The following is a 3,197-nucleotide window of genomic DNA, read 5'->3' on the forward strand; positions in this document are numbered from 1 at the left end:
AAGTGGCATGCCCCGGCGGGCCTCAGGCCTCGTCCTCTGCTTCGGCGCGGCACAGCGCCTCGACGGTCTTGAGGTAGGCCTTGGCGTCGAACTTCCGCAGGGAATTCTCGCTCTGGTAACGCACGGTGCCAAAAATCTTGCGCCGGGCCCAGGGGCGGTCGTGCAGGCCGTAGACCCAGGCGACGTTGGTGAAGGAGTTCGCGTCGCGGCCGTCGAGGAAGTAGCGGTTGTTGAGCCTGAGCGTCCGGGCGAAGCCCTCCTCGGGGCTGGGCGACCATTCGAGGATCTTCTTGCCCCAGTACATGCGCAGGTGATTGTGCATGTAGCCGGTCACGCGCATCTCGGCCTGGGCGGCGTTCCAGTAGACGTCGTGCGTCCGGCCCTCCGCGAGTTCGGTCTCGGTGTAGGTCTTCGGCCTCGGGTCGTCGGCATGCTCGGCCAGGACCTTGCGGGCCCATTCGGGAACGGCGCGCGCGTAGTCGTCGTAGCCCTCCGTGTAGTGGACGTGGTTCATCGCCAGTTCGCGGCGGATGACGACCTCCTCGACGTAAGCCGCCTTGTCCTCCCGGCCGCCGGCCTTGGCGGCCCGCACCGCCCGCACGATCTCCACCGGCGAGATCTGCCCGAAATGCAGGTAGGGGCTCATGTGCGAGGCCGCCCCGGCCTCCGGCCGATTGCGGTCGCTGCCGTAACTGGCGAACTGGCCCTCGAGATAGGCTTTCAGGCGCCGGCGCGCCTCGGTCTCGCCGCCGGTGAAGCGCCGCACCGGGCCGACGATCCGGTCGAGGCTCATGCCGGCCAGCACCGCCGCCGTGTCGGCGATGTCGACCTCGGATTTCGGCAGGCCGCGCCCGGCCGCGTGCTTCACCTTGCGGGCGGTCAGGGGCGCGACGTAGTCGTCGAGGTGCTTGTGCAGCTTCGGGCGCAGGGTGCGGGCGGCATATTCATGCTTGGTCGAGACGACCTCCACCGGCACCACCACGTCGCCCTCGACCTGCACGATCCGGGCGTCGACGGCCTCCACGATCTCGCCGTACCAGCCCTTCTGGATCGCGAGGTAGCCCCGGTCGAGGACGAGGAGGGCGGCGTCCTTGGCCAGATCGATGGCGACCCGGGCGGGCGAGGCCTTGCGCAGGCAGAAGCCGATGCCCCGGGCCTCGAGGCCGGAGGCCGCGTCGGCGAGCCCCTGGAGCAGGAAGGCGTAGTGCCGGGCATTGGCCTCGGGAAAGCCGTTCTTGCCGTCGAGCAGCCCGAAGCAGGCGAGCACCGGCAGGCCGAGCCGGTTGGCCTCCTCGATCGCCAGTTCGAGCGCCGGGTTTTCGTGCGCGCGATTCGCCTGCTGCAGGAGGTAGAGCACGTAGCGCCCGTCCCCGCGGGGCTCGACATCCTTGAGAACCCGAATCCGTCCCGCCTGAATCGCCATCGTCCGCCATCGCTTCTTAGATCAAGAGGAAATTCTTGGATCAGGAGGAAAGTAGAGCGCTCGACGCGCTCGACGCGGGATGCAAACCCCGCCGTTCCGGCAGGATCGGACCGCGCGAAGCGCAGCAATCCCGGTCGCGAAACCTGAACGCGAACAACGCCGTAAGGTGCCTTCACCGCGCCAGGGCATCGGCTCTGCCCACGAGCATTTGCGAGATCCGCGGATGCGTCATTTTAGCGACAGAAACCGCTCAATGTGCGGCCGGACACGAAAAGCGACAGGGACCCTGCCCTAACCACCTTGCTTTTCCCCGGGAGAGGATCAGATTGTGCATTGCGGGAACGCGATGGCGTCGCGGTCCCGTTGCCCTCCTTGGGCGTTTCCTCCCTAGACTTCGGGCCGCTCTTCGGGGCGGCCTTTTTTCTGTCCCGGGTCGACAGGTCAGCCCCGTGCGCGGGCGCGGATCATGAAGTTGTCGTAGGTGTATTCCGCCACCTGGAACCAGAGGTACTCCTCGTTCCGGAAGGTCTTCAGGGCCTCGTGAACGCGCTTGAAGTCGGCGTTCTTGGCCCCGATCTCCGCATAGACGTCGTTGGCGGCCTTGAGCGCGGCCTCCATCACCTCCTGGGGGAAGGGACGCAGCTGCGCCCCCCCGGCCACGAGGCGGCGCAGGGCGCGCGGATTGCGCGCGTCATACTTGGCCTGGACGTCGGCATGGACCTGGGCGGCGGCCGCCTGGAGGATCGCCCGATAGCCCTTCGGCAGGCCCTTCCAGGCCTCGGCGTTGAACCAGGCGTGCAGCATCGAGCCGCCCTCCCAGAACCCGGGATAATGATAGGTCGGCGCGACCTTCTGCAGGCCGAGCTTCTCGTCGTCGTAGGGGCCGATCCATTCGGCGGCGTCGATGGCCTTCGTTTCCAGGGCGGCATAGATCTCCGGGCCCGGCGTCGCCTGCGGCACCGCCCCGAGCTTGGCCAGGACCTGCCCCCCGAGGCCGCCGATCCGCAGCTTCAGGCCCTGGAGGTCGGCCACCGTCTTGATCTCGCGGCGAAACCAGCCGCCCATCTGGGCCCCGGTGTTGCCGGCCGGCAGCGCCACGAGGCCGTGCTTGGCGAAGATCTCCCCGAACAGTTCGGCGGCCCCGCCCTGGAGCCACCAGGCGGCCTGGCCCCGGGCGTTCAGGCCGAAGGGCAGGGCGCCGGCGAGCGCGAAGGTCGGGTCCTTGGCCAGGCCCAGCGCCGCCGGGCCGTAACCCATCTCGACGGTGCCGGCGGCGACCGCGTCGAGGAGGCCGGCGGCGGCCACCGGCTCGCCCGGTCCCAGGGGCTGGATCTGGAAGCGTCCGTCGGTGGCCTCGGCGACGAGGCGGGCGAGCATCTCGGTGGCGCCGAACAGGATGTCGAGGTTCTTCGGATAGGCACAGGCGAGGCGCCAGCGGAGATCCGGGGCGCCCTGGGCCCGGGCCGGGACCGCGAGGGCGGCGGCCGCGCCGCCGAGGCCCGCGGAGAGAAAAGCGCGGCGCCCCGCGGGGGGGCGCACGAAGGATGGGGGCATGACGCCTCGCTGCAAGATCTCGAATCGTCCCGACTTCGCGCCGGATCGCCGGCACGCGGCCATGGTATCCGCCGTTCACGAACGACGAAGCGCCGGAAACGATCCCGAAACGGTCGATCCGGCAGGGAGCCCGGCTCGACGCGGCCGCGACCTGGCGCAAGCGCTACCGGGCGCGGAAATTACTCGGGACGGCGCCTACTTGGCGTCGAGCCTACTTGGC

3 protein-coding genes are annotated in these 3,197 nt (G+C 69.3%); 1 reads left to right on the plus strand and 2 read right to left on the minus strand.

The annotated features are described in order from the left end of the window. Positions 1 to 22: 22 nt before the first annotated feature. Positions 23 to 1,423, minus strand: coding sequence for a deoxyribodipyrimidine photo-lyase (locus K2X24_RS24255; RefSeq protein ID WP_292501948.1), 1,401 nt, complete (start codon positions 1,421 to 1,423; stop codon positions 23 to 25). Positions 1,424 to 1,864: 441 nt separating this feature from the next. Further along, complete coding sequence (gene dctP / locus K2X24_RS24260; protein WP_292501951.1) at positions 1,865 to 2,977, minus strand: TRAP transporter substrate-binding protein; 1,113 nt, start codon at positions 2,975 to 2,977, stop codon at positions 1,865 to 1,867. Here dctP and K2X24_RS24265 point away from each other — a divergent pair. Continuing rightward, the coding region (locus K2X24_RS24265; protein WP_292501953.1) for a hypothetical protein at positions 2,976 to 3,197 on the plus strand (222 nt) is incomplete at its 3' end. The two genes, dctP and K2X24_RS24265, sit on opposite strands and share 2 nt — an antisense overlap.

Source organism: Methylobacterium sp. (genome assembly GCF_019750675.1).
Lineage (GTDB): Bacteria > Pseudomonadota > Alphaproteobacteria > Rhizobiales > Beijerinckiaceae > Methylobacterium.

Excerpts from the sequence above, each read along its gene's own strand:
- K2X24_RS24255 (WP_292501948.1), bottom strand. The coding sequence starts at position 1,423 with ATGGCGATTCAGGCGGGACGGATTCGGGTTCTCAAGGATGTCGAGCCC.
- dctP (WP_292501951.1), bottom strand. The coding sequence starts at position 2,977 with ATGCCCCCATCCTTCGTGCGCCCCCCCGCGGGGCGCCGCGCTTTTCTC.